Below are 602 nucleotides of genomic sequence, written 5' to 3' on the forward strand. Positions count from 1 at the left end.
GGACGGTCCTGCATCAGCAGGTTGCCCGCCGGGTCGTGGGCGAAGGTTTCCGGCAGTTCGTCGCGTGAGTGGCGCACGCGGATCAGCCGGTCGAGGGCGTCGTAGCCGTAGGTGCGCTGGCCGTGACGGGTGTCAGCGATGGACTCCAGATTGCCGTTGGCGCTGTAGGCATAATCGCGGCGGTACAACGAATCGTGCTGATGGCCTACGGCGTGAGCGAGTAAACGGCCCTGATCGTCGTAGGCATATTCGCTGAGCAGCAGGCCTTGCTGACGTTGTTGTTCGCGGCCCGACTGATAGATGTGTTGCGTCAGCGGCGCGCCGTTGAGGTGGATGGCGGTCAGTGCGCCGCCCTTGGCGTGCTGATAATCGAGCTTGCTGTTGTCCGGCAGGCGCATGCGTTTGAGCTGGCCGCAGGCGTCGTAGGTGTAACGCAGGGTGCCCCAGCCTTGATGCTCGGTGATCAGGCGATCCTGCAGGTCGTATTCGAAGGCCAGTGGGTGTTGCTGGCCGTCATCGACGCCGACCAGACGACCGAGACGGTCATAGCGGTATTCGATCTGGATGCCGTCGGGCAAGGTCTTGACCAGCAGACGTCCGGC

At 63.5% G+C, this 602-nt stretch carries 1 protein-coding gene; it reads right to left on the bottom strand.

The features are described 5' to 3' along the window. On the bottom strand, positions 1 to 602 hold a 602-nt coding region (locus AACY19_RS26770), incomplete at both ends, for an RHS repeat domain-containing protein (RefSeq protein ID WP_445262331.1).

The organism is Pseudomonas sp. EA_5y_Pfl2_R50 (assembly GCF_963970475.1).
Classification (GTDB): domain Bacteria; phylum Pseudomonadota; class Gammaproteobacteria; order Pseudomonadales; family Pseudomonadaceae; genus Aquipseudomonas.